The sequence below is a fragment of the Embleya sp. NPDC025285 genome (assembly GCF_055558835.1).
Map to the genome: position 1 here is coordinate 54,383 of NZ_JBVHLU010000048.1, position 24,827 is coordinate 79,209.

General features: G+C 72.2%; 22 protein-coding genes. 9 read left to right on the forward strand and 13 right to left on the reverse strand.

Features of this window, described 5'->3' with window-relative positions; all coding sequences use genetic code 11:
- Positions 1-54: 54 nt before the first annotated feature.
- Together ACZ4FV_RS28630 and ACZ4FV_RS28635 are read right to left on the reverse strand one after the other, a co-directional pair.
- A complete protein-coding gene (locus ACZ4FV_RS28630) occupies positions 55-747 on the reverse strand; it encodes an RraA family protein (RefSeq protein WP_395858772.1) in 693 nt (230 codons plus the stop codon).
- Positions 748-822: 75 nt separating this feature from the next.
- Positions 823-1,575 (reverse strand): TetR/AcrR family transcriptional regulator, encoded by a 753-nt coding sequence (locus ACZ4FV_RS28635; RefSeq protein ID WP_395858773.1) that lies wholly within the window; start codon positions 1,573-1,575, stop codon positions 823-825.
- Positions 1,576-1,674: 99 nt separating this feature from the next.
- Here ACZ4FV_RS28635 and ACZ4FV_RS28640 point away from each other — a divergent pair, with 99 nt between their 5' ends.
- A complete protein-coding gene (locus tag ACZ4FV_RS28640; protein ID WP_395859308.1) occupies positions 1,675-2,568 on the forward strand; it encodes an alpha/beta fold hydrolase in 894 nt (297 codons plus the stop codon).
- Between the two features lie 143 nt (positions 2,569-2,711).
- Here ACZ4FV_RS28640 and ACZ4FV_RS28645 read toward each other — a convergent pair whose 3' ends face one another.
- From ACZ4FV_RS28645 to ACZ4FV_RS28670, 6 genes are all read right to left on the reverse strand, one after another.
- Positions 2,712-2,903 (reverse strand): hypothetical protein, encoded by a 192-nt coding sequence (locus ACZ4FV_RS28645; protein ID WP_395858774.1) that lies wholly within the window; start codon positions 2,901-2,903, stop codon positions 2,712-2,714.
- 45 nt (positions 2,904-2,948) lie between these two features.
- Complete coding sequence (locus ACZ4FV_RS28650) at positions 2,949-3,617, reverse strand: response regulator (protein ID WP_395858775.1); 669 nt, start codon at positions 3,615-3,617, stop codon at positions 2,949-2,951.
- A 1-nt stretch (position 3,618) separates the two neighbouring features.
- Positions 3,619-4,830: a sensor histidine kinase gene (locus ACZ4FV_RS28655; RefSeq protein WP_395858776.1), complete on the reverse strand. Its 1,212-nt coding sequence runs from the start codon at positions 4,828-4,830 to the stop codon at positions 3,619-3,621.
- Positions 4,827-5,678 carry an ABC transporter permease gene (locus ACZ4FV_RS28660; RefSeq protein ID WP_395858778.1) on the reverse strand — a complete coding sequence of 284 codons (852 nt, stop codon included), beginning with the start codon at positions 5,676-5,678 and terminating at the stop codon, positions 4,827-4,829. The genes ACZ4FV_RS28655 and ACZ4FV_RS28660 overlap by 4 nt, the downstream gene beginning before the upstream one ends.
- Complete coding sequence (locus tag ACZ4FV_RS28665; RefSeq protein WP_331770861.1) at positions 5,678-6,643, reverse strand: ABC transporter ATP-binding protein; 966 nt, start codon at positions 6,641-6,643, stop codon at positions 5,678-5,680. Before ACZ4FV_RS28665 ends, ACZ4FV_RS28660 begins: the two co-directional genes overlap by 1 nt.
- A gap of 198 nt (positions 6,644-6,841) precedes the next feature.
- Entirely contained in the window at positions 6,842-7,525 is a 684-nt protein-coding gene (locus ACZ4FV_RS28670) for a TetR/AcrR family transcriptional regulator (protein WP_402231144.1), read from the reverse strand.
- 383 nt (positions 7,526-7,908) lie between these two features.
- On the opposite strand from ACZ4FV_RS28670, the gene ACZ4FV_RS28675 reads away from it, so the two are divergent.
- The 4 genes from ACZ4FV_RS28675 to ACZ4FV_RS28690 are packed head-to-tail and all read left to right on the forward strand — an operon-like array spanning position 7,909 to position 12,788.
- Entirely contained in the window at positions 7,909-8,862 is a 954-nt protein-coding gene (locus tag ACZ4FV_RS28675) for a metal-dependent hydrolase (protein ID WP_465323598.1), read from the forward strand.
- A gap of 53 nt (positions 8,863-8,915) precedes the next feature.
- On the forward strand, positions 8,916-10,049 hold the full coding sequence (locus ACZ4FV_RS28680; protein WP_465323599.1) for a PDR/VanB family oxidoreductase: 1,134 nt from the start codon (positions 8,916-8,918) through the stop codon (positions 10,047-10,049).
- Positions 10,050-10,107: 58 nt separating this feature from the next.
- Positions 10,108-10,983, forward strand: a complete 876-nt coding sequence (locus ACZ4FV_RS28685) for a M24 family metallopeptidase (protein ID WP_402231149.1) — start codon at positions 10,108-10,110, stop codon at positions 10,981-10,983.
- A complete protein-coding gene (locus tag ACZ4FV_RS28690) occupies positions 10,980-12,788 on the forward strand; it encodes an SDR family oxidoreductase (RefSeq protein WP_465323600.1) in 1,809 nt (602 codons plus the stop codon). The genes ACZ4FV_RS28685 and ACZ4FV_RS28690 overlap by 4 nt, the downstream gene beginning before the upstream one ends.
- A gap of 96 nt (positions 12,789-12,884) precedes the next feature.
- Here the strand turns inward: ACZ4FV_RS28690 and ACZ4FV_RS28695 are convergent, their stop codons facing one another.
- Positions 12,885-14,138: a Cmx/CmrA family chloramphenicol efflux MFS transporter gene (locus ACZ4FV_RS28695; RefSeq protein WP_402231153.1), complete on the reverse strand. Its 1,254-nt coding sequence runs from the start codon at positions 14,136-14,138 to the stop codon at positions 12,885-12,887.
- A 436-nt stretch (positions 14,139-14,574) separates the two neighbouring features.
- Between ACZ4FV_RS28695 and argF the strand changes: the two genes are divergently transcribed.
- Positions 14,575-15,558, forward strand: a complete 984-nt coding sequence (gene argF / locus ACZ4FV_RS28700; RefSeq protein WP_395858785.1) for an ornithine carbamoyltransferase — start codon at positions 14,575-14,577, stop codon at positions 15,556-15,558.
- On the opposite strand, the gene ACZ4FV_RS28705 is transcribed toward argF, so the two are convergent.
- Positions 15,542-15,877 (reverse strand): alpha/beta fold hydrolase, encoded by a 336-nt coding sequence (locus ACZ4FV_RS28705; protein ID WP_395858786.1) that lies wholly within the window; start codon positions 15,875-15,877, stop codon positions 15,542-15,544. The genes argF and ACZ4FV_RS28705 overlap by 17 nt on opposite strands.
- 373 nt (positions 15,878-16,250) lie before the next feature.
- Here ACZ4FV_RS28705 and ACZ4FV_RS28710 point away from each other — a divergent pair, with 373 nt between their 5' ends.
- Both ACZ4FV_RS28710 and ACZ4FV_RS28715 read left to right on the forward strand, forming a co-directional pair.
- Positions 16,251-17,189, forward strand: coding sequence for a helix-turn-helix transcriptional regulator (locus ACZ4FV_RS28710; protein ID WP_395858787.1), 939 nt, complete (start codon positions 16,251-16,253; stop codon positions 17,187-17,189).
- 77 nt (positions 17,190-17,266) lie between these two features.
- Positions 17,267-18,109 (forward strand): dioxygenase family protein, encoded by an 843-nt coding sequence (locus ACZ4FV_RS28715; RefSeq protein ID WP_395858788.1) that lies wholly within the window; start codon positions 17,267-17,269, stop codon positions 18,107-18,109.
- Positions 18,110-18,235: 126 nt separating this feature from the next.
- Here ACZ4FV_RS28715 and ACZ4FV_RS28720 read toward each other — a convergent pair whose 3' ends face one another.
- The 3 genes from ACZ4FV_RS28720 to ACZ4FV_RS28730 form a co-directional block, all read right to left on the reverse strand.
- Positions 18,236-18,427, reverse strand: a complete 192-nt coding sequence (locus tag ACZ4FV_RS28720) for a hypothetical protein (protein WP_402231157.1) — start codon at positions 18,425-18,427, stop codon at positions 18,236-18,238.
- A 525-nt stretch (positions 18,428-18,952) separates the two neighbouring features.
- Entirely contained in the window at positions 18,953-21,073 is a 2,121-nt protein-coding gene (locus tag ACZ4FV_RS28725; RefSeq protein ID WP_402231159.1) for a glycosyl hydrolase family 18 protein, read from the reverse strand.
- Positions 21,074-21,375: 302 nt separating this feature from the next.
- Positions 21,376-22,275, reverse strand: a complete 900-nt coding sequence (locus ACZ4FV_RS28730; RefSeq protein WP_395858791.1) for a lytic polysaccharide monooxygenase auxiliary activity family 9 protein — start codon at positions 22,273-22,275, stop codon at positions 21,376-21,378.
- An 831-nt stretch (positions 22,276-23,106) separates the two neighbouring features.
- Here ACZ4FV_RS28730 and ACZ4FV_RS28735 point away from each other — a divergent pair.
- Complete coding sequence (locus ACZ4FV_RS28735; protein WP_395858792.1) at positions 23,107-24,663, forward strand: cellulose binding domain-containing protein; 1,557 nt, start codon at positions 23,107-23,109, stop codon at positions 24,661-24,663.
- Positions 24,664-24,827 lie beyond the last annotated feature (164 nt).

Consider the following 24,827-nt stretch of genomic DNA (forward strand, 5'->3'; position numbering starts at 1 on the left):
GTGGGCGAGCGCCGCGCCACTCGACCCCGGGCGCCCCGCCGCACGCCCGACGGCCTACTCCTCGATCGCCCCGCCGGTGCGGCGCAGGTGTTGCCGGAACGTGTACGACGGGTCGACCGCGCGGCGGGCCAGATACTCGTCGAAGGTCGTCTGTCGGCGCAGCGTCTCGCCGGCCCGGATCCGGCGGGCCTGTTCGCGCTCGGTGTCGCGGATCCGATGGGCCGTCGCGAGCACCTCGTCGGCCCGATCGGCGGCGACGAACAGCACGCCGTCCTCGTCGCCGAACACCAGGTCGTCGGTGCTCACCAGGTGCGTCCCGAACCGGGCCGTGCTCAGCGCCTCGGGTTCACGCTCGTCCAACCGCACCGGTCCGGGCGGCAAGGCGCCGTAGCTGAACACCGGCAGGGCGATCTCCACCAGTTCCGGCGTATCGCGATGCAACCCCCACACCACCAGGGCCGCCACCCCCGCCGCCTCGGCTTCCAGGACCGCGAGGTCGCCGACGCACGCCTCGTCCGACCGGCCGCCGTTGTCGATCACCAGCACGTCGCCCGGCTCGGCTCCGCCGAACGCCTCCAGGAACACGTCCACGCTGCCGTAGTGCCGAACCGGCAACACCCGCCCGGCGACGCGGTGTCCGGGCACGACCGCGCCGATGCCCGGTGGCGCCACGCGCAGCGGTACGCCGTGACGCACGCACGCGTCGGCCACCAGCGGCGTGGACAGCTCGGCGAAGATCTCGGGCATGGGCGTTCTCCGTGGCTCGGCGTCCTCCCGACCCGGGAGTGGCGCGCGCGGATGCGGCGGCACAGCGCTGCGATGCTATCCGCGCCCGCTCGCACGCGTCGACGTTCCGGCCCGGCCGGTGTCCTCGGGGTGCAGGAGGCCGATCAGGACCCGGGTGACCAACCGGTCGAAGAGCGGTTCGGCCGGCTCCTCGTCCGCGCCGGGAGGCGTCCCGGTCAGCACGGCGGACAGGTGCGGATGGCGGCCCGCCTCGACCACGTGGGCGAGGTATTCGGCCTGGGCCCGCTGCCACTGCGCCATGGTCTTCCCGGCCAGGCGTTGTTCGATCTCGGCGCGGGTCAGCGCGGCGACGACGGCGTTGAGGATGCCGACGGCCTCCAGCTTGACCCGAGGGCCGACCGGGAGATCGGCGAGTGCGGCCATCGCGTGGTCCAGGTAGTCGACCGCGTGCGGTCCCATCGACGTCCGCGACGCGCCGGCCTCCGACAGCCACGGGTGGGCGAGGTGCACGCGCCGGCTCTCCCGGGCCAGCGCGAGCAGGTCGTCGAGCCAGTGCCCACCGTCGAGTCCGGCGTAGGAGATCTCGCCGTTGACCCGGTCGGTCATCAACTCCAGGAGTTCGTCGCGCGTGGCCACGTACCGGTAGAGGGATGCCGGGCCCGCGCCCAGGGCGACCGCCACCGCGCGCATCGTGACCGCCGCGAGCCCTTGCGCATCGGCCAGGGCGACGCCGGCCGCGGCGATCCGGTCCCGGTCGTACTCCGGCGCCGGACCGCGGGCGGCGCGCTCGGGACGTAGCCAGATGCTCTGCGCGGACTGCTCGGTCACGGACTCCCCTGTTCTGCGAACGACGTATGCAGTAGCTTAGTGATCGAAAACTGCGAACATTGATCGCAGTAAGCACCGAAGGGAATCGCCATGCCCGACCTGCAGTGGACGCCGACTCGTCACGCCCGCAACGGCGCGGTGGAGGTGGCCTACGACCGGCTCGAAGGCGCGCAGGGCGAACCGTTGTTGCTGATCATGGGCCTGGCCACGGCCCGGTTCTGGTGGCCGGCCGGGCTGTGCGAGGCGTTCGCCGCAGCCGGCTTCGCCGTCGCCCGCTACGACCAGCGCGACGCCGGCGAATCCACCCGGCTGCCGGAGACCGCCACCGGCAATCCGTTCCGGGCGCTGTTCGGCAAACGCGGCGAGGCCTACACGTCCGAAGACATGGTCGACGACGCGATCGCCGTACTGGACGCCCTCGGCTGGCAGCGCGCGCACGTGTTCGGCCACTCGCTGGGCGGGGTGATCGCGCAGCGAATCGCCCTGCGGCACCCGGATCGGGTGCTCGGCGTCACCTCCTCGGCCGCGCTGCCCAGCGACGTGTCCGGCCTGCGTGTCCTGCGCTACCTGCGACCGGGGCTGCTCGCCCGGCTCGCCCGGGCGAAGTTCCCGCCGGGACGCGAGGGCGACATCGAGGCCGCGCTCACCGTGTGGCGCGGCATCGCCTCGCCCGACTACCCGTTCGACGAGGACGCGGCCCGCGCGTGGGTCGAGGCCGACGTGGACAGCGGCCCGCGCGACAAGAAGGCGCAGAGCCGGCAGATCGGCGCCCGGTGGCACGGCCCGAAGCTGCGCGAGCTGCGCCGGCCGACGCTGGTCCTGCACGGCGAACAGGATCCGCTGCTGCGCGTGCACGCGGCCAGGGTCACCGCGCGCACGGTGCCGGGCGCCCGCCTGGTGACCTTTCCGGGCGTCGGCCACGACCTGCCCGCCGCCCTGTGGACGACCGTCGCCGACGAGGTGCGCGACCTCGCGTCGATTACACGGGTCTGACCGTTCACGAGGGACGAGGGCATTTCGCCATAGGCGGTACCGCAGGCGCAGCAGGGCATCGGCGCGCACATGTTGGCGCTGACCCAGTCGTTCGGCAGCGCGGTGGGCACCGCGATCCTGACCGCGATTCTGTCGGCGCACACCTACCAGGTCTCCACCGTCGCCCGGCCCGGCGCGCCGGCGCAGACCTTCGTCATCCCGCAGGTGTACACCGACGACGGCTGGACGATCGGGCTCTGCGCGGTGGCCGCCGCCGGCGTGGCGTGCGTCGGGTCGGCCGCGGTGATGCGGGCCGGCCGCACCCCGGCCACCGGCGGCACGCCGCGCCAGTGCATCCCCGGCGCCGCGCGGGACGTACCCGACCCACGCGGCGCCGGATCTCACAGCGGTTGCACCAGGCGGCTCTCGTACGCCACCACCACGGCCTGCACGCGGTCGCGGACGCCGAGTTTGGCCAGCACCCGGCTCACATGGGTCTTGATCGTGGCGTCCGACAGATGCAGCCGGGCGGCGATCTCCGCGTTGGACAGGCCGCGGGCGACCTCGATCAGCACCCCGCGTTCGCGCTCGGTCAACTGCGCCAGCCGGGGATCCTCGGCGCCGGGCCCGAGATCGTGCTGCGGCAGCCGGTGCGCGAACGTCTCCAACAGGCGGCGGGTGACGCGGGGCGCGACCACCGCGTCGCCCGCCGCCACCGAACGGATCGCGCCCAGCAGTTCGGCGGGCAGCGCGTTCTTGAGCAGGAACCCGGAGGCGCCCGCGCGAAGTCCGGCGAAGGCGTACTCGTCCAGGTCGAACGTGGTCAGGATGAGCACCCTGGTCGCCGGGCAACGCTCGGTGATCAGCCGGGTCGCCTCGATGCCGTCCATGCCGGGCATGCGCACGTCCATCAACACCACGTCCGGGCGCACCGACTCGGCCAGCCGGACCGCGTCCTCGCCGCAGTCGGCCTCGCCTGCCAGGGTCATGTCGTCCTGGGCGTCCAGGACCATCGTGAACGCCATCCGCAGCAGCGGTTGGTCGTCCACCACCAGTACGTCGATGGCCACGTCAGGATCCTCCCGGATCGGTCAGGTGCAACAGCGCCGACACTCGCCAGCCGCCCCCGGGCAACGGCCCGGCCTCCACGTCGCCACCGTAGACGGCGGCTCGTTCCCGCATGCCCGCCAGTCCCCGCCCGCCGCGCGGTTCCTCCCCATCGCCGACGTCGCGCGCGCGTGGGCGGCCGTCGTCGACCACGCTCAGCTCCAGCCGCTCGGGCGAACTCCGGACCCGGATCCGCGCGTTCGCGCCGGGCCGGGCGTGCTTGAGGGTGTTGGTCAGCGCCTCCTGGGCGAGCCGGTACACCGCCAGTTGCGCGCCCGCGGGCACGTTCCGGGTGTCGCCCTGCACGGTGAGCGTGGTCGGCAGTCCGGCCGCGCGCACCTGTTCGGCCAACGCGCCCAGCCGGGCCAGGTCCGGCTGCGGGTGCCGGGCGGCGTCGGGTTCGTCCTCGTGCAGCACGCCCAGGAAGCGGCGCATCTCGGTGAGCGCCTGCCGACCCGTGCCGGAGACCTGCTCCATCGCGGCGGCCGAGCGGTCCGGTCTGCTGTGCACGGTCATCGTGGCGGCGTCCGCGAGCGCCACCATCACCGACAGGTTGTGCGTGACGATGTCGTGCATCTCGCGGGCGATCCGCGCGCGTTCGGCCGCCACCGCGAGTTCGGCCTGCTGTTCCTGGTCGCGTTCCAGGCGTTGCGCGCGCTCCTCCAGGGCCAGCAGGTAGCGCCGCCGGGTGCGCAGGTTGGCGCCGAGTACCGCCGCCGTGACGGCCATCGCGCTGAGCCCGACGAACGCGCCGAACCGGTACCCGTCCACGGTCCAACGGGCGACGGCGAGCACGATGCCGATCTCGACCACGGCGAGCGCGTACAGGGTGCGCCGCCGGTCGCAGGTCGCGGCCACGGTGTACAGCGCGATCAGCAGGCTCGCGTCCGCGCCCGTCTTCGCGTCGATCGACCACTGCCCCAGCGCCGCGGCCGAGATCACCACGAACACCGCGACCGGGGCCCGGCGGCGCAGCGCGAGCGGCAGGGTCAGCACCACCCCCATCGCCCCCCACGGGGACAGCCGCAGCACGTTCCCGGCCTCGAAGAGGAACAGCAGGGCGAGCGAGAGCGTGGCGTCGGCCCGGATCGGATGCCGGCGGGTGAAGGCCACCACCCGTGCCGGTACGGCGGCGAGCGCGTGCTCGCCGCCGAACCGTGCGGGAATCGTGTTCACGTGTCGCGCCGCCCGAGCAGCACCGCCGCCACCGCGAGCGCGGCCACCGCGTAGAGCACGAACACCGTGATGCCCGCTCCCGGGGACAGCACGCCCTCCGTCGGGTGCCACCGGCTGAGCGCCTGACCGGCCTCGCTGGGCAGGTACTTGGTGATGCGCTCCTGCCAGTCGGAGGGCAGCGCGCGGACCACCTCGGGCAGGACCAGCAGCAGTCCGAACACGATCGCGATGCCGCCGGCGGCGTTGCGCACGATCGCGCCGATCCCGATCGCCAGGACGCCGGTGAGGGCGAGGTAGACCGCGACGCCCACCACCACGCGCGGCACGCCCGGGTCGCCGAGCGAGACGTCGATGTGCTCCTTCGCCAGCACCGCCTGTCCGGTCACGAACGCGACCAGGCAGGTGGCGAGCATCAGCACGAAGGTGACCGTCGCGAACACCGCGGTCTTGGCCCACAACACCGGAAGCCGGTGCGGCACCGCCGACATGGTGGCCCGGATCGATCCGGTGGCGTACTCGCCGGTGACCACCAGGACACCGAGTACGCCGATCGCCAGCTGGGCCAGATACAACCCGGTCAGGCTCGCGTTGGGTGCGGAGAATCGCTCCCGCTCGCCGGTGCTCATGTTCGGCCAGCGGTCGACCGTGCCCGAGGTGACCAGCAGGCCCAGCGCGATCACCAGGAAGACGGCGGTGGCCAGGACCCACAGGGTCGAGCGCAGGCTGCGCAGCTTGATCCACTCGGCGTGGAGCACCCGCACGAAGGTGATCCGGCCGCGGCCGGCTGCCGTGGAGACGAATCGGGGGACGCCGGTGGTGTCGCCGGCGATGGTCGTGGTGGTCGACATCAGGCCACCTCGTCCTTGCGACGGCGACCCGTGCCGGTCGTCCGCGTCGGGCCGGGTCCGCCCGCGGCCACCCGATACTCGACCGCGTCCCGGGTCGATTCCATGAACGCCTCCTCCAGTGAAGCCTGTTGCGGGACCAGTTCGAACAGGGTGATGCCGTGCGCCGCGGCGACCCGGCCGATGTCGTCGCTGGACACCCCGGACACCTCCAGGACGTCCCGCTCGTGGCCGCTGATCCGCACCCGCGGGCCGAACAGCAGCGCGCGCAGCCGGTCGGCGTCGGGCGTACGGACCCGGACCTGGTCGGGCGCGGCGTTGTGGATGAACTCGGCGACCGAGACGTCGGCGATCAGCCGGCCCCGGCCGACCACGATCAGGTGCTCGGCGGTGAGCGCCATCTCGCTCATCAGGTGCGAGGACAGGAAGACCGTGCGGCCCTCGGCGGCCAGCGACTTGAGCAGCGTGCGGATCCACAACACGCCCTCGGGGTCGAGCCCGTTGACCGGCTCGTCCAGCACCAGCGTGGCCGGATCGCCCAGCAGCGCGGTGGCGATGCCCAGGCGCTGACCCATGCCCAGCGAAAAGCCGCCGACCCGCTTGCGGGCCACCTCGTCCAGCCCGACCATCTCGATCACCTCACGCACCCGACGGGTGGGGATGCCGGTGGTGGCGGCCATCGACAGCAGGTGGTTGTACGCCGAGCGCCCGGTGTGCACCGCCTTGGCCTCCAGCAGCGCACCGACCTCGTGCAGCGGGGCGCGATGGTCGGCGTAGCGGCGACCGTTGACGGTGACCGTGCCGGAGGTGGGGTGGTCCAGGCCCAGGATCATCCGCATCGTGGTGGACTTGCCGGCGCCGTTGGGGCCCAGGAAGCCGGTGACCACGCCGGGGCGGACGGTGAAGGTCAGTCCCTCGACGGCGGTCTTGGGCCCGTAGCGCTTGGTGAGTGCGTCGGCTTTGATCATCGCTGCCGTCTCCGTGGCTCCGGTGCTGGGCACCTCCACGTGGAGGGCCGCCGGGCGGGTGCCCGATCTGCCCTCAACGCTAGCCGGCGGCCCGGCCCGTGCCGATCGCCGTGGGGGCGAACCCGGGAGCGCCGATTCATGCGCCCCCAGGGTGAACGGGTCCGTCGCTGGGATGACCCGACGGGTGCCCGGCGTCGGCTACTCCGGGTGCCCGCTCGAGCGCCGGAGGGCCAGGGCCGCCGCCGGGGGCTGCCACGCCGGGTCCAGTCGGGCGATGGTGACGAACGTGTCCAGGAGCAGCATCACCAGCAGATGGTGTACCACCTCGCGCTCCGGTTCCCGGCGGGCGAGCCAGTCCAGGGTGACCCCCTCGACGCAGTACAACCAGCCGATCAGCGCGGTGCGGGCGATCGGCGACAGGTCGGACCGACCGTAGGCGCCCTCGGCGAGCGAGGTGAGCATCTCCTCGCGGACACGTTCGCGGATGGTGAGCACGTCGGTGTCGAAGCCGACCCCGCCGCTGACCACGGTGCGGTAGGCGGCCTCGTTGCCCTGGGCGAAGCGCAGATAGCCGTCCAGGACGTTGCGCAGCCGATCGGCGGCGGGCTGGTCGGCGTCGCTGCGGGCGCGGGCGACCAGGTCGGCGACCGAGTCCTCGATCACCGCGAGGTAGTAGCCGCGCTTGTTCCGGAAGTAGTAGTAGAGCAGGCCCTTGGCCACGTTGGCGCGGGCCGCGATCTCGTCCACGGACAGCGCGTCGTAGGAGGTGTTGGCGAACAACTGCCGACCGATGGCCACCAGTTCGGCTCGGCGCGCCTGCGAGCGTTCGGAGTCGGGCGGGGTCCGGCGACCCTGCGGTCGGGGGCGTTGACTCTGATTCAAAACGGCCCCTGGTCTCGATCGCGGCAAGGTGCGTGCACGGGTCGGCGGCGACGCGGCGGGGGCGGTTCCGCTCCATGTCGCACGTCCACGGCAAGAGTACCGGCGACGACCTCGCGAGAGTCGGGGAACTCCTTCCCGAACAGCCCTCGGTCGCACGCCCGTCCATCGATCGTGCCGCCGCTCGTCCTCATCACCGACATACGCGCCGACCGGCTTCGTACCCGCGGGCAGGCTCGCCACCGACATCGCGCCCAGGCCCCTTCGGCGCACCTCGACGGGGCCTCGCCGGGGCGGGACTCGTGCCGTCCGAGCAAGGTATTGACTTTTATTCAACACTCCCTACTGTGAGGTAACAAGAATCCTTCCGACGAAGGAGCATCGCCATGTCCTCGGTTCCACCCGCCGCGGCGGTCCCGCGGATCGCCCGGCGCTCGACCCGAACTCTGGTGCAGAGGCCGGCCGTTCGCACCGACGAACACCGCGACCTGGCGCTCAACCCGCGCGACGTGCACTTCGACTGGTCGCGCCTTCCGATGCACTGGGTGCCGCAGGAGCCCCTGGCCACGCACACGATGAACGTGCTGCACCTGCTGCTTCCCGAGGGCGAGCGCTGGTTCGTGCGCACCTTCCGGGAGGCGCTGCCGCTGATCACCGACGAGCGGCTGCGCGAGGATGTGATCGGCTTCATCGGCCAGGAGTCCGTGCACGCCGAGGCACACCAGGGCGTACTGGACCTGTTGCTCGCCAAGGGCCTGGACCCGGCGCCGTTCGTGCGCCAGGTCGAGTGGCTCTTCCACCGGGTGCTCGGCCGTCGGGACGACCCGACCGGCGCGGCCGGCCGGGAGAACCTGATCGAACGCGTGGCGATCATCGCCGCGATCGAGCACTTCACCGCGTTCCTGGGCGACTGGGTGCTCAACGCGCCCGGCCTGGACCGGGCCGAGGTGGATCCGATGATGCTCGACCTGCTCCGCTGGCACGGTGCCGAGGAGGTCGAACACCGCAGCGTCGCCTACGACTTGCTGGTCCACCTGGACCCGAGCTACCTGCGCCGGATGCGCACGATGGCGGTCACCGGACCGGTGCTGACCTGGCTGTGGGTGCGCGGTGTGCGGTTCCTGATGCTCACCGATCCCGAATTGGAGGGTCGCGCAAAACCGACCTGGCGTGCGTACGTACAGGCGTCGCGTCGGGGGCTGTTGCCGGGACTTACCGGGGCCGCGCGGTCCGCCGCGCGCTACGTCAAGCCGCGCTACCACCCCACCCAGGAGGGCTCGACCGACCAAGCCGTCGCGTACCTGGCCCGCTCGCCCGCCGCCCGCGCCGCCGCCCGGTGAGCGCGCACCCGCCCGGCCGTCCGTCCCGGACAGCGAGGATGCCGAGGATGCCCATGAGCCCGTCCACGCCGCCGACTTCGATATCCGGCGGGCCGAGCACCGCGCCGCCGGACCTGTACGGGCGCGAGCGCGCCGACCGGATGATGCGCGCGCTGACCGTGCTCGGCCGGCTGCACACCGACGCGGTCGCGCACCGGGGCCGGCGGCGGGCCCGATCCGGCGCGCCCCATCCCCCGACCCGACGGGCGGGAATGCTCGAACTCGTGGTCCGCGAGCGGGTCGTCGAGGCGCGGGAGGTGATCTCGCTGCGGCTGACCGCGCCGGCCGGCGGCCGGCTGCCCGACTGGCAGCCCGGCGCCCACCTGCTCCTGGAACTGCCCTCCGGACGCCGCCGCCACTACTCGCTGTGCGGCGACCCCCTGGACCGCTACACCTACCGGATCGCGATCCGCCGACTGCCCGAGGGCGGCGGCGGATCGGTGGAGATGCACGACGCGTTGCCGGTGGGCGCGACGCTGCGCACGGTCGGTCCACGCAACGCGTTCCCCTTCGCCGCCGAGCCCGCCGTGCTGTTCCTGGCCGGCGGCATCGGCATCACCCCGATCCTGCCGATGGTGCGTCAGGCCGCGCGGGCCGGCCTGGACTGGCGGCTGATCCACCTCGGCCGCACCCGCGCCTCGCTGCCATTCGGCGCCGAGCTGAGCGAACTGTGCGCTTCGAGCGGGCGGTTCGAGGTGCGTGCGGACGACGAGGCGGGCCCGCCCGACTGCGCCGAACTGGTGGGTCGAGCACCCGCCGGGGCCGCGGTGTACTGCTGCGGGCCGGCGCCCATGCTGGCCGGCGTCCGCGCCGCCGTCGACGCCGGCCCGGGCGGCGGCCTGCACTTCGAGCGCTTCGCGCCCGCCCCGGTGGTCGACGGGCGACCCTTCGAACTGCGCCTGCGGCGCGCAGGGATCGATCTGGCCGTGCCCGCCGACCGGCCCGCCCTGGACGTGCTGCGCGAGGCCCTGCCGCAGACCGCCTACTCGTGCCGGCAGGGGTTTTGCGGTGTGTGCCGGGTGCGCGTACTGGCCGGCGAGGTCGACCACCGCGATCTGCGCCTGACCGACGACGAGCGGGCGGCCGGCGCGATGTTGGTGTGCGTGTCGCGCGCCGCGGAAGGCGAGCGGCTGGTTCTGGACCTGTGAGCGACCGCGCGGGCGAACGCCCGCGGCCGCCATCCCACCCCCCCCGAAGGCGGAGGACATGAGCACACGGCTACAGGTTCCGGCGGCGCGACCGCCCCGAGGGATCCCGGCGTTCGCGTTCGACGAGGTCGACCTGGATCGTTTCCGCGACGTGCAGCGGCTGGCCTACCGCTGCGCCGAGCGCGTCGCGGCCTGGATCGAGCCGGGCGTGACGGAGCGTCGGGCCGCCGCTCGGCTGCGCCGCGAACTGGTGGCGGAGGGAGTCCGGGACTTCTTCCACATCCCGTTCGCGTGGTTCGGCGACCGCACCGCCTTCCGGAACTTCCACACCCCGCTCCAGTTCTTCGCCACCGACCGGGTGCTCACCGAGGGCATGCCGTACGTGCTGGACTGCGCGCCGATCGTGGACGGGTACACCGCCGACATCGGCTACGCCGGCAAAGTCGGCGAGAACGCGGTGTGGGATCGCCTGGTCCTCGACCTCGGCGCGTACCGCGACCTGATCCTGCGCGAGGTCAGGGCGGGCAAGGCGCTCGACGACGTGTACCGCGCGGTGGACGCGCTGATCCTCGAACACGGCTACGACAACCGGCATCGGGTCTATCCCGGCCGGGTGATCGGCCATCGGGTCACCCGGGTGACCCTGCGCCGGCCGGTCGGGGTGAACGCCCTGGGCTTCGGCGTGCGCACGCTGCGCACCCTGGGCCGGGAACTGATCGGCGAGCGCCTGCACGGGCGTTCGCCGCTGTGGGCGGACGGCCGGGCGTCCCGGCACGCGCCGACGCCGGGACTGTGGGCGGTGGAGCCGCACATCGCGTTGCGTGCGGTGGGCGTCAAATTCGAGGAGTTGCTGGTGGTCACCGACGACGACGCGTACTGGCTGGACGAGGACGTGCCGCACGTGCACCGGGTGCGTGCGGCGGGTGGGCGATGACGGCGCCGCCCGCGTCCGACGCGAAGCGCGTGGTCGGCGCGGTCGAGGCCCCGCGCACCCGCACGGTGGTCTCCGCCGGTGTTCCCCTTGCGGTGTACGAACAGGGCCCGGAGGACCGGCCGTTGGTGCTGCTGGTGCACGGCTATCCGGACACCCATCGGGTCTGGGACGACGTCGTCGCCGACCTGGAGCGCGATCACCGGGTGGTCCGCTACGACGTGCGCGGCGCGGGTGCCTCCGGCGCGCCCGGGAGTCGCTACGGCTACCGGCTCGAACAACTGGCGGCCGACCTCTTCGCGGTGTTGGCGACGGTCGCCCCGGATCGGCCGGCACACGTGCTGGCCCACGACTGGGGCTCGATCCAGGCCTGGGAGGCGGTCACCGATCGGGCCGGCCCGCGCCGGATCGCCTCGTACACCTCGATCTCCGGGCCGTGTCTGGACCACGTCGGGCACTGGGCCCGCGCCCGGTTCGCCCGGCCCACCCCCCGGCATCTGCGACAACTCGCGGCGCAGTCCGTGCGCTCGTGGTACATCACCGCGTTCCACCTGCCGGTGCTCGCGCCCGCGACCTGGCGGCGGGGACTGGCCGCCCGCTGGGATCGGGTGCTGGCCGGGGCGGAGGGGATCCGGCCGCGCGCCGGGCACCCGCAGGCCACGCTGGTCGAGGACGCGGTGCGCGGGATCGCGCTGTACCGCGCCAACATGCTGCCGCGCATGGTGTTGCCGGGTCGCCGGGAGACAACCGTGCCGGTACAACTGATCACGCTCACCGACGACCGCTACGTCGGGGCGGCGCTGTCCGAGGGCCTGGAACGCTGGGTGCCCCGGCTGTGGCGGCGGACCGTCGCCGCGGGCCATTGGTCCGCCCTCCTGGAGAAGGGACCGACCGTGGCCCGAATGACCCGCGAGTTCGTCGAACACATCGAGCACGGCACCGCGACACCGGTGTTGGACCTGGCCCGGCAGCGCGAACGCCCGCCCGGCAGGGACCCGTTCTCGGGACGGCTCGCGCTGGTCACCGGCGCGGGTGGTGGGATCGGGCGGGCCACCGCGGTCGCGTTCGCCGAACAGGGCGCGGATGTGGTGGTGTGCGATCTGGATCTGCCCGCCGCCGAGCGCGCGGCCGAACTGGCCCGGCTGTACGGGCGGGCGGCGCACGCGTATCGGGTGGATGTGGCCGACGGCGCGGCGATGGACACGTTCGCCGCCGAGGTCGTGCACGCGCACGGCGTCCCGGACATCGTGGTCAACAACGCCGGTGTGGGTCACTCGGGCACGTTCCTGGCCACGACGAACGCCGAGTGGAAGCGTGTGCTCGACGTCAACCTGTGGGGCGTGATCCACGGCTGCCGGGCGTTCGGCACCCTGCTGGCCGAGCGCGGCGAAGGCGGGCACATCGTCAACCTCGCGTCGGCGGCGGCGTATACGCCGGCCAAGATGCTGGCGGCCTACGCGACGAGCAAGGCCGCGGTGGCGATGTTGTCCGACTGCCTGCGGGCCGAACTCGCCGGTTCGGGCGTGCGGGTGAGCACGATCTGCCCCGGCATCGTGAACACCGGGATCACCCGCAGCACCACCTTCTCCGGCGTGGACGACACCGAACAGGACGCGCGGCGGGAACGGTTCTCCAGGCTGTACGCGCGGCGGAACTACCCGCCGGAGAAGGTCGCCGACCAGATCGTGCGGGCGATCCGCCGGCGGCGGGCGGTGGTGGCGGTGACGCCGGAGGCGAAGGCGGGCCGGTTGCTGAGTCGGGTGTCGCCGGGGGCGATGCGGGTGCTGGCGCGGGTCGGGATGGGCTGACGACTCCGGACCGACGGCTGCGATGCCGGTCGGGTGGGTGGGTGGGTGGGTGGGTGGACCCGCCCGACCGGCGTCGTGGAGTGAAAACCGTGGGAACTACCGGACGCGTCCGCGGGGCTCAGGCGCTTGCCCCGCCTCGGGCGCCTGGGGCGCCTGGGACATCTCGGGCACCTGAATCGCGTCGGACGCCTCGGTCGCCGCGCTCGCCCGGGTCGCCCGATACGTCAGCCCCGCCACCGCAAGGGCCGCACCCATCATGATCGCGCTCACCCACACCGGCGCGCGGTAGCCGAACCCGGCGTCGATGGCCAGGCCGCCGAGCCAGGGTCCGAGAGCGCCGCCCACGTTGAAGGCGGCGGTGGCGCCCGCTCCGGCCAATGCCGAGGTCGCCGGGGCGAGCCGAAGCACCCTGGAAATCAGCGCCGTTCCGGTACCGAACGCGAGCATCCCCTGCACCGGGACGAGCACGATCACCGCGACCGGATGAGCGGCCGTCGCCGCGAGGAGGGCCCATCCCACCGCGAGCGCCGCCATCCCGGCCGTGATCAGCGTGTTCGGCCGCGCGTCGACGACGCGGCCCGCGACGGTGACGCCGATGAACGAGCCCGCCCCGAACAGCGCGAGCGCGAGCGGCACCCAGCCGTCGCCGAGCCCGGCGACGTCGGTGACCAGCGCTTCGAGGTAGGAGAACGTACCGAATGTCGCGCCCTGCACGAGCGCGCTCAGCAGCAGCGTGATCAGCAGCGGCGGCGTGGCCAGGGCTCGCAGTTCGCGGCGCGCGCCGACCGTGGCATCCACCTGGACCGGCCGGTTCGGCACCGTGCGCGCGATCGCGAACACGGCCGGCAGCGACACCAGGGCCACCGCCCAGAATGCCGAGCGCCACCCCCACCACGCGCCCAGCAACGCGCCGGCGGGCACGCCCGCCACACACGCGAGGGTGACCCCACCGACCACCACGGACGTGGCTCGGGCTCGGCGTTCGGGCCCGGCCAGGTCGATCGCGGTCACCAGGGCGACCGCCCAGAACCCGGCGTTGGCGAGCGCGCCGATCACCCGGGTGGCCAGCAGGACCGGGTGGTTCGGGGCGAGCGCCCCGACCACGTGCACGGCGATGAACACGCCCAGGAACGACAACAGCGCGCGCCGACGGGGCCAGGTGCGGCTCAGCAGCGCCATCGCGGGCGCGCCGACCACCATCCCGATCGCGAACGCCGAGGTCAGCAGCCCGGCAGTGGGAATGGACACGTGCAGGTCGGTGGCGATGCCCGAGAGCAGGCCGGACAACATGAACTCCGAGGTGCCCTGGGCGAAGACCGCGAGCCCGAGCACGTAGACAGCGAATGGCATGACGAAACCCCATGGACGTCCGAGGGATCCGATCCGGATCCGATTGGGCAGGGGTGGGCCACGTCCGCGCGTGCGTACGACACCGGCTTGCTTGCACGGGTGTCGCAACGGCGGCGCGGGAGCCCACACTTCGCTGCTCCGGCGACTCGGGTGGCGGTCATGCCCGCGGACGGGTCCGAGCACGCCCTCGGCTCGCTGCTGCGGCCGGGCGGCTCAGTTCATCGACACGTTCGACAGGAGGTCGGCCACCGCTTCACCGGCGGCCGTCGTCTGTCCGACTCGGGGCTGGACACGATCGGGAAGCTACCAGCCGGACCCGCCCGGCCTCCACCGGTTTCCGGGTGGAAACAGATGCCGCACCGACGCGCCATAGTGCATGATGATGCCGAGTAAGGAATATTCATGCAACATCGAGTCGTCGAATCGAGGTCGTCCCATGGGGTATTCCACTCTCAAAAGCCGCAATCTGCTCTCCCTGCGCGACGTCGAAGCGGACGAGATCACCGAGTTGCTGGACCGGGCGGCGGACACCAAGGAGCGGGCCGCGCACGGCGAACGCGTCCCGGTCCTGGCCGGTCGCAACATCGCGCTGATCTTCCTCAAGCCCTCGTGCCGCACCCGGGTCTCGTTCGTGGTCGCCGCGACGCAGTCCGGCGCGCATCCGGAGCTGTTCAGCCGCGAGGACATCCGGTTCGGCGTCAAGGAGTCCGTCCGCGACATCGCCCGAGTGTTCGGTCGGGTCTTCGACGGTGTGATGTTCCGCGGCTTCGAACACGCGACCATCGCCGAGTTCGCGCGCCACGCGGGCGTGCCGGTGTGGAACGGCCTGTGCGACTCGTACCATCCCACCCAGGTCCTCGCCGACCTGCTCACCCTGCGCGAGAACTTCGGTCGCCTGGAGGGCCTGCCCGTCACCTACGTCGGCGACGGCCGCAACAACGTGGCGTACACGCTGGCCATCGCCGCCGCCAAACTCGGTCTGGACCTGCGCGTCCTGGCCCCCGAACCGCTGCACCCGAACCCCGGATCCATCGCCGAACTGCTCGCCGAGGCCGAGTCCCCGCACGCCGCGATCACCGTCACCGCGTCGCCCCGCCGAGCCCTGGCCGACTCGGCGGCCGTCTACGGCGACGTGTGGGTGTCCATGGGCGAGGAGGCGCACACCCGCGAACGCATCGACCTGCTCCGGGACTTGAAGGTAACCCCCGACCTGATGGCCGGCACCGGCCGCGCGGACACCATCTACCTGCACTGCCTCCCAGCCTTCCACGACCTCGACACCGAAACCGCCCGCGCCCAGCCGGACATCCTCGAGGTGGACGACGAGGTCTTCGAAGGGCCCCGAAGCCGCGTCTTCGAGCAATCCGAGAACCGTATGCACACCGCGAAGGCCCTGATGCAGCTCACCATCGCGGGCTGACCGAAGGCGCTCGCGCCCACACCCCCGGTGCGGACGGCTCGGTGCCCCGGCGCGCGACGCTCCTGGGCGCGGCACATCGCCACCCCGGGAACGTCGCCGTGGTCCGGGCGAAACGGTCGGCGCCGTCGAGCCAGGGGAAGTGGCCGGCCCCGGCCTGGACCACGAGTTCGGCGTACGGGAACAACGCGGCGAACTCCCCCATCACGCGCGGCGGACCGGAGACGTCGACCTCGCCGGCGAGCAGGAGGACCGGCGCCTCGAACCGGGCCGGCACCGCACGGGTGTCGGCCGGGTCGAAGGCGCCCTCCGCCCCGAACACGGCCGCCGCCTCGTCGTTGCGCTGGGTGTCCTCGGCCGCGCGATGCGCCCGGGCCCGTTCGTCCCGGACACCGTAGGCGAACGGCGCGATGGCGTCCCTCGTGCCACGGCCGCCCGCACGGCGGCCACCAGGGCGGCCGTGTTTGCCAGTTCGTGACGGACGGTGCGAAGTCGCCCACGGCGGGTATCGATCGCTCTAGCCTGGCCGCGAACGAGCGCCGGCCGCATCGACCGGAACCACAGGGGGCCGACATGGCATGGTATTCGCGCAGCTACGACAGGCCGGAAGGGCCGGACGGGCCCAGCCGGCGGCCCAGGCCCGGCGAACGACCGGACCAGCCGGACCGGCCGGATGAACGCGTCGGGGTGAGCCGATGAGTTCGCCGACCCAGCTTCGTCCGGCGGTCCCCCTGCACCGACTGGACGTCCCCGCGCCGAGCATCCTGCCGTTCGCGATCGGCTCGTTCGACACCATCGGGCCGATGTCGCGCGCCGACTTCCCCCATCGACACACCTTCTACGAGATCGCCTTCGTGACCGGCGGCCGCGGCACCCACGTGATCGACCTGGTACCGCGCACGGTCAACCCGCCACACCTGTTCTTCGTCGCGCCCGGTCAGGTGCATTTCTGGCACCGAATGCAGGAACTCAGCGGCTGGGTCGTCCTGTTCAACGACGACTTCCTGCTCGCCCACCCCGAGGACCGGGACACGGTACGCGACCTGGCCGGACACCCGAAGCTGCGTCCCACGCCCGAGGCGGCGCCGGGGCTGGCCGGGGTGGTGGCCGAGATGCGGCGCGAATACGCCGAGCAGGGCGAGGGGTTCATCCCGATCCTGCAGGCGTACCTGCACGTGCTGATCCTGCGCGCGGCACGACTCGCGGCCCGAAACGGCGCGGACGTGGACCCCGATCCCGATCCGGGCCCCACCGCCGTCATCGCCCAGCGCTTCACCCGGCTGCTGGACGGGCCGGTGGACCTGGATCCCCTGGATCGCACGGTCGGCGCGTACGCCGCCCAACTGGGTGTATCGGTGGGCCACCTCAACCACGCGGTGAAGAGCACGACCGGGCGCACCCCCGGCCAGATCATCCGCCAGACCCAGGTGGTCGAGGCCAAACGGCTGCTCGCGGGCAGTGATCTGACGGTGCGCCAGGTCGCCGATCGGGTGGGATTCGCGGACCCCGCGTACTTCTGCCGATTCTTCCGCAGGGAGACCGGAAGCACCCCCGGGGAGTATCGCCGGGACATCAACGCGAAGCACCACGAGGGCCGTGCTTTGTCCATCGACGCACCCGAGCGGCGCGCATAGGTTCAGACCAATCGCGAGTGGGCCGGATCGATGCCTCGACCCTGCCCGCCCGTCCCCCTCGCCGAGGAGAGGTCGCCGTGGACACCGACAACACCGATCAGGACGAGCCCGTCAGGCGCGGCATCACCCGCAAGAATCTGCTCAAGGCGGCCCTGGTGGCCGCCCCACTCCCGTTGCTCATCGGCGGTGTGCCCGCGCTGGCCAGGTCGCAGCGCGAGTCCGGCACACTGGAACCCACCCCCTTCTGCCACGACGGGGACGAGCCGACGATCGCGCAGACCGAGGGCCCGTACTTCAAGCCCAACTCACCGCTGCGCTCGGTGCTCACCACCCCCAACACCCCGGGTGTGCCGCTCACCGTCTCCGGATACGTGTTCGGCCGGCAGTGTCAGCCACTGGCGAACGTCCTGCTCGACTTCTGGCAGGCGGACACCAACGGCAACTACGACAACGTCGGATTCACCTTCCGTGGCCACCAGTTCACCAACGCCCAGGGGGCGTACTCGCTGACCACGATCGTGCCGGGCCTGTACCCCGGCCGCACCCGGCACCTGCACATGAAGGTCCAGGCGCCCAACCGCGGCATCCTCACCACGCAGACGTACTTCCCGGGTGAGCCGCGCAACAACACCGACACCATCTTCGACCCCCGACTGTTGATGACGGTGCGTACGGTCGGCAACGGCAGGGAGGCGTCCTTCGACTTCGTGCTGAACGTGAACGGCGTGCCGCCGACCACGCAACCGCCGACGAGCGAGCCGCCCACCAACCCGCCGGGCGGCACCTGGCGCGTGGGCACCAACTACGCGGCCGGCAGTACGGCGACCTATGGCGGCCAGAACTACCGTTGTCTGCAGGGCCACACGGCACAACCGGGCTGGGAGCCGCCCAACGTGCCGGCTCTGTGGCAGCGGGTCTGATCGACACCCTCGGGGGGAGGCGAGTCGATCACGGGCCCCGGCGGCGCCACCCGCCGGGGCCCGAGGCATGTCCGGCGCCGGGCGCCGACGGCGGCCCCGCGGCCGGTGGCGGGCGGACCGGTGGCATCAACCCGCGTCGAGCATAGGGGTGTCGTAGCCCTCCTCGACCATCTCCAGGCGCAGCCGCGTCCGCGGGTCGTGCACGCCGGGCGGACCGCGCAAATGTGCCGGACCGGACCGAAGTTCGTTGGTCGAGTCCCCACCGACCGCACCCACCGTGTCGACGCCGCCCACACCGGCCCGCGACGAACTGCACACGGGAGTGCACGGTGATGCGCTCCATGGTGTCTCCCCGATCGGCCAACCGCAGTGCGAAGCACGCCAGTTGACCCGCGCCCAGGTGCCCGGGCGCACCGGCGCTGCCACCCGCAACACCCCGCGTCCGGCAGCCGCAACATGCGCGCCCGGGTCGCGCCCGGGGACAGGCCGATCCGCTGCGTCGGTTCGGCGCACGGCATCCGGCCGTCCAAGTGCACCGCGCGGCTCTCTGTGACTGATCCGCGCGGCAGTCTCGCGTGTCGGGTCGGTGCGTTCGGCGGCACCACGAGCGGCACCCGCGGGCGTCGTCGTGCGGGTATTGCCCGCGGGTGCCGCCCGAACGCACCGACGCCGAGCCGACCCGGTCGCGTCGAGACCTTCCACCGCTCTCACGCCGACGACCGGCCGCCGGCTCACGGTGGGGTCGCGAGCCGACGACCGGGGTTCATGAGCGATCGACGGGACATGCGCTGCCGGCCCCGCGGACCCGATCGGATCCGCGGGGCCCGCTCCGGCGAACCGGGCTCAGCTGATCGCGAAGTCGTCGCCGTAGACCGAACCCTGCGCGTACCAGCCGTGCAGGTAGACGGTCACCGAGCCGGACGCGCCGACGGTGAACGGCACCGTCAGCTTGGTCCACGTCGCCCCGGGCGAGGCCCACGTGCTGCCGCTCGCGCCGCCGCTGACGCCCAGGTACGCGTAATTCCCGCGGACCCAACCGGTGAGCGTATGCGTCGAGTTCGGGGCGAGTTGCAGCGTCTGCCGGCATTCCCCGGTCTGCGCCGGGCCGGCCGCCGCCTCGATGGCGTGGGTGCCGCCGTGCGCGACGGTGGTGACCACCGCGCCGCCCGGCTGGCAGGTCCACGGGCTGAGCGTGCCACTCTCCAGGTCTGCGTTGAGCAGGCCGCCGCCGCTGATGGCGGTGACGGTGAGCAGGTAGGTCGCGCTGTGTGTCGCCGAGGGACCCACACCGGTGACGGTCAGCGGGAAGGTGCCCGTTTGCGCGGATGTGGACACGGCGATGCTCAGCGTCGCCGACGAGCCCGCGCTGACCGACGTCGGATCGACCGTCGCGGTGACCCCGATGGGTGCACCGGTCACGGTGAGCGCGACGTTCTGCGCGCTGCCGGCCGTGACCGCCGTGTTGATCGTCGCCGTGCCGGTCCCACCCTGGGCGACGGTGCCGGACGCGGGTGCCACGAGGATGGAGAAGTCGTCGGTGGTCGGCCCGGACGTGACGGTGAGCTGGTAGGTCGCGCTGTGCGTCGCCGAGGGCCCGACTCCGTTGATCGTGAGCGGATAGGTACCCGGCGTCGCGGACCCGGAGGCGGCGATGTTCACCGTCGCCGACCCGCCCGCGGTGACCGAGGTCGGGGTGATCGTCGCGGTGACCCCGGTGGGCGCGCCGGTGACGGTGAGCGCGACGTTCTGCGCGCTGCCGGCCGTGACCGCCGTGTTGATCGTCGCCGAGGTGCTCGCGCCCTTGGCCACCGAGCCGGCCCCTGGACTGACCCCGAGCGAGAAGTCGTTGGTGACCGGTCCCCCGCTGGTGAAGGGTGCGAACGTACGGGTGAACTGCCACAGTTCCTGCGGGATGCCGGAGCAGTTGTCGGCCGCCCCGCCGCCGGGGCAGTTGCCGTTGTCACGTTGCAGGGCCCACATCGACAGGGTGCTGATGCCCTGCGTCCTGGCCCAGTTGTAGACGGTGACCGCGTCGGCGGTGGTGAAGGTCTCGGCGGGGCCGAAGTCGTCCACGCCGGGCATCACGGTGACACCGACCATGGCCCACAGCTCCGCCTGGGTCTTGGTCGGGTACAACTGCGCGAGTTGGTTCTTCAGGCCGGTCGCGGCGGTCTTGGCGTCCTCGGCCATCTGGTGCGGCTGGTTGTCGTAGTAGTCGAAGGTCATGATGTTGACCACGTCGACCTTGGTGCCGTTGGTGACCGCGTTCTGCAGCACGGCCAGGCCGCTGGGGGCCAGGCCCTGCGTCGTGGTCGGCAGGGTGTACTGGATCTGCAACGGCCGGCCGGTGCTCGCGGCCCAGGCCTGTACCTGCTTGAGCGCCTTGTTGCGCCGGTCGATGCCGGCGGTATTGGTGAGCGAGTTGTCCTCGACGTCGAGGCAGATCCGGGTGAGGTCGTAGGTCGAGATGACGTTCTGTATGGCACTGGCGATCGAGTTGACGTTGGTGCAGCTGTCCGAGATCTCGGTACCGGTGTTGCCCGCGGTGTAGCCGCCGAACGACGGGATGACATCGCCACCGGCCGCGCGGATCGTGGCGATGTCCGCGCCGAACGTGGACTGCGAGATCGGCATCCCGGTGTCGCCGTTCCAGTACGGCGTGCAGGATCCCCGGCTCGGGGTCTGGATGAAGGCCATGGTCAGGTACTTGGCACCGGACTGCGCGGACAGCGTCGCCGGGCTCTCGCCGGTCCACGCCTCGAAGTACGGCGCGAACACGCGAGCGGGCATCGGCGTGCCGAGGGCCTGCTGCGCGGCGGCGGGCGTCGCGGCGGCGGTGGCGGTCGTGGTGGCTGTCGTCGGTGCGGCGGGCGCGGCGCCGCCCGCGGACAACACGAGGCCCAGCGACGCGGCTGCGGTGGTCAGCACGGTCGCCAGGGCGCGGAGCGGATGTGCTCGTCTCATCGGTGCTCCCGTTTTCGAAGGGACGGGAAGGGACGGTGCCGGGTGGGACGGGACGGTGATGCGGGGCGGCGGATCCGAGACGGTGGTGCGGTGGTGCGGTGGTGCGATGCGATGCGGCGTGCGCGGGTGCGGCATCCACCGGCGCCGCGGGGCGCGGTGCACGGGGATGGGGCGGGGTGCGTGGGGCGGCGGGTCGGGCGGGGAGTTGGCCCACCTCCGGCCCGGCGGCGGCCGTCGGGTTGGTCGGGCCCGTCGGCTTCGTCCGGACCGGAGGTGGCATCTGTGGGGCGTCGGCGCGTGGTTCAGCGCCGCGCGTGGGCCTCCCGGCGCCGGTTGGTGAGCACCAGGACGCCGCCGCCGAGGACGATCAGCGCGCCCGCTCCCGCCGCGCCTACGCCGGCCGCGCGTGGCACGCCGGCGGGGCCGTTGTCCGGCACGGCCGCGGCGACCGGGGCCTCGTGGATGGTCTGGTGGTTGTGTCCGGCAGGCTCGATGTACGGCGCGCCGGTCTCGTGCGCGAGCGGCGCGGTCGCCGCGTTCACCCGCGCGGCGGCGGGCGCGGCGCCGAAGACGACGTCCGAGCACGAGTAGAACGCCTCGGGACTGTCGGTGCGTTGGTAGACGACGTAGATCAGATGGCGACCGGTCTTGCCGGTGGGCATCCGGCCGTTCATCACGAACGACCCGTTGTCCAGTGGCGGGTTGGTCTGGGTCAGGAACGGAGTGGGCTCCAGGTCCGACCACTTCAGCGGCACGGTGGGGTCGTAGCCGTCCCGGGTCACGTAGAACTCGAAGGTGCCCCGGTGCGGGGAGGTGGCCCGGAACAGGAAGTTGAACGTGCTGCCCGCGGCGACGGTGGTCGCCGGCCAGTCGGCGCGCGCCTGGTCGAAGCCCTTGTACTTGTCCCGCCCGGCACTGCACAACTTGCCGTCGGGGATCACTTGACGATGCCGGCCGGCAACGTCCGCGAGGTTGACCTCGTTCCAGTCGTACACGGCCTGCGTGCCGCCGATCGCGACCGCGGCCTTGCACGCGGCGGACGTGGGATTCTCCGGATTCTCGGCACGACACGTGCCGGTGCGGCTGAGCGGATTGCTCAGCGTGCCGTGTGCCTGGGCCGTGCCGGTGGAGAGTGCGGCGATCGTCAGGGGCGCCAGACAGCAGGTCGCGGCGAAAGCCGCCACCTTGCGGCGAGACTTCATGAAGCCCTCCGGGTAAGGGAGTTGCCGAAAACGCGGACGTGCGGGAGGCCTCGTACGGGAGCCCTCGGATGGGGCGGATCGGCGCGGATGGGACGGTCGGCGCGGATGGGTGGGTCGACACGGGTGGGTGGGTCGACACGGGTGGGGTGGGTCGACACGGGTGGGACGGGGATCCGCGACGGCCGCGACGGATCCCGGTGTTCCGGCATACGGGTGCCGCCGCCTACGGTCCGGCGGGACAGGTATAGACCAATGGCGTGGCGGTACTCAGAGTCGCCGTGCTCGACCGGTCGCGCAAGAGCACGGAGCCGGTCTTTCCGAGGGGATCGGGCCGGGAGGGCTTCATTAATCCCCAACCGAGGTGTCGCGAACTCCGTCGAAAACTCGGCTTGGCCTGCATCGCTCCACTTCTGACGCACCGTCAGATGTGTCGTCATTGTGGCGAGGAAAAATTTCCCGCGACCCGGAGGCGTCTTGCCAATACTTGCCGGGCGGCTCGAAAAAGTGCCCGCGCACCTATGGACGGGAACAGGGTTGGTATAGACCATTGTCCGTGCAAGGAGGCAGCGACAGCCCACCGTCCGGCCGCGAGCGGTGGCGCACGCCAACCGGCGGCGCGCGCCCGGCATGTCCCACCTCCGCATCCCACACCCCACGTCTCTCGTCCCCCGACTCGTGTCCCCCGACTCGCGTCCCAAGACGTGTCCAGGAGCCGGCTCGATGATCCCTGTGTTCCGCGCAAGACACCGCAACTCGCGCTCTCTCAGGCCCCGTTCGTCTCAGGCGGGGCATCCCCACCGCACCCGACGCGGGTGGCGCGCACTCGCCCGGGTGCTGGCCGCGACCGTCGCCGCACCGATCGCGCTGGTGGTCCTGCCCACCGGTGCCGCCCACGCCGCGACTCCCGAAGCGACCTTCGCCAAGGCGTCCGACTGGGGTTCCGGCTTCACCGGGCAATACACGATCCGCAACCAGGGCACCGGCACGCTCACCGGGTGGCGAGTCGAGTTCGACCTGCCCGCCGGTACCACCGTCGGTTCGTACTGGGACGCCCTCAAGACCGGATCCGGCAACCATCACGTATTCACCAACCGCGACTACAACGGCACCCTCGCGCCCGGCGCCTCGGTCACCTTCGGCTTCCTCGGCGCGGGGCCGGGAACTCCCGTCGACTGCAAGCTCAACGGCAACCCGTGCGTGGGACCGGCCGTACCCGACACGACCCCGCCCAGCACACCGACCGACCTGCGCGTGTCCACCGCCGGCCCGTCCGCGCTGGCCCTGGCCTGGACCCCGTCCACCGACAACGACCGGATCACGGGCTACGACGTGTACGTCGCGGGCGTGGCGACCGCGACCACGGCCACGGCAGGCGTCACCCTGTCCGGGCTGACCCCCGGCACCGACTACCCGATCAAGGTCCGCGCGAAGGACGCATCGGGCAACGTGTCCCCGTTCACGCCCGAGCTGATCGCCCGTACCACGACGGGAGGCGGCGACCCGCCGGGATCGGTGCGCAGCGTCCCCTACATCGACATCACCGCACCCACCCCCACCCTGACCGACGTGGCCGCGGCCACCGGCCAGAAGTTGTTCACGCTGGCCTTCGTATTGGGCAGCAACAGCGGCTGTGACCCCAAGTGGGGCGGCACGATCGCGCTCGACGAACCGCGCATCGTCAACCAGATCGCCGCGCTTCGTGCCCAGGGCGGTGACGTCGTGGTCGCCTTCGGCGGAGCGGCCGGCCCGTACCTGGAGGCGTCCTGCGGCAGCGTCGACACGCTCGCCGCCGCGTACACGAAGGTGATCGACACGCTCGGCGTCAAGCATCTCGACATCGACATCGAGGCGTCCATCCCGATCGGCACCATGAACAAGGCACTCGCCAAGGTGCAGCGCGACCGGCCGGCCACCACCGTCAGCTTCACCCTGATGATCCAGGGTGACGACTACGGACTCACCCCGGCGCTGGGCGTCGACCTGCTCAAGAACGCGCGCGACAACGGGGTTCGAGTGGACGTCGTGAACGCGATGACGATGGAGTTCGGTACCTCGCGTCCGGTCTGGGGCGACGCGGTGATCGCCGCGGCCGAATCGACGCTGCGTCAGATGAAGGAGATCTGGCCCACCAAGTCCGACGCCGAACTCAAGGGCATGCTCGCGGTGACCCCGATGATCGGCCGCAACTTCAACGGCAAGATCTTCGTCCAGTCGGACGCGACCAAGCTGGTCACCTGGGCGAACACCAACCACATCGGTCGGCTGGCGTTCTGGTCGGTGGGTCGCGACAACGGCTCCTGCCCCGGTGGCGGCGTCTCGCCCACGTGCAGCAGCATCAGCCAGTCACCGTACGAATTCACCAACCTCTTCAAGAACTTCACCGGCTGACCCGACGACCTCGCATCGGTCGACCCCCTTTCGGCCGGTGCGTCCCGAGCCCGGGGGGGGGGGGGGGGGGGGGGGGGGGGGGAGAGGGGTGGGGGGGGGGGGGGGGGGGGGGGGGGGGGGGGGGGGGGGGGGGGGGGGGGGGGGGGGGGGGGGGGGGAAAGGGG